1 protein-coding gene is annotated in these 837 nt (G+C 68.8%); it reads right to left on the bottom strand.

Going from position 1 to position 837, the window contains the following annotated elements; genetic code table 11:
- A partial coding sequence (locus tag E0H50_RS42655) for a DUF222 domain-containing protein (protein ID WP_131297154.1) occupies positions 1-786 on the bottom strand: 786 nt, incomplete at its 3' end.
- Positions 787-837 lie beyond the last annotated feature (51 nt).

Here is an 837-nt window from a genome sequence, read left to right as displayed (position 1 = left end):
GGGGTTGGGGTTGGTGCCGCGTTTGGCGAGGGCGGCGATGGCTTGGATGGTGACCCACATCTGCTGGATCTTGTCGGCGGTGTGGACGATCCACAGCCCGGCCATACCGTTGGGCAGCGAGACGATCTTGCAGGTCCGCTCGGCCACCGCGTCACGATGCTCGTCGGCCTGCTTCGCGGTGGTGTGCTTGGCGACCTGGCGGCGCAACGACTCCAAAAGGTTCCGATGGGTCTGCTTCGCGGCACGTTTCAGCACATGCGCCTCCACCGCTCGGGCAGCATCGACCGGCAGTGCGCTGGTGGCCTCGGAGATCGCCAGCGCCTTACCCCACGTCAACGCCCCGCACCGCAACCCCGAATAGGTCGCCGACAGCGTCGAGGTCAGCCGCAGCGCGGTCTCCACCCGCCGCCCCACGGTATTGGGAGACAGGCCGAGCGCCAGCGCGATCTCCCCGTGCCAGGACCGCTCAGGATCGACCGGACGACCCTTGGAATCGATCTGGGCCGGGCGCGGCGACTCTCGCTGCTCGGCGCGGCGCTGCCGCACGAACGACGCCATCGCACCGGCCTTGAGCGCCTCACCCCAGCCGATCAGCCGGTCCGCGGCTTTCATCAACTCGATCAGCGCCATCGGCGACATCGCCTCCGGCCGAGTCCCCTCCAACGCCGCCGCCAACGCACCACCAGGCGGCAGGAACACCCAGCCCGGCGCCTCCCGGCGCAGCATCTCCCGCTCCGCGGCATCCTGCTCGACACCGTCCCACTCCTGCCACTCCAACTCATCCACCCGCGAATACCGATTCCGACCCAGCAACTCGTCCAACTCCGCGTCCAACTG

This window comes from Kribbella sindirgiensis (assembly GCF_004331435.1).
GTDB lineage: Bacteria > Actinomycetota > Actinomycetes > Propionibacteriales > Kribbellaceae > Kribbella > Kribbella sindirgiensis.
Note: the sequence above shows the minus strand (reverse complement) of the source record. Positions and strands in the feature narration are given on the sequence as shown.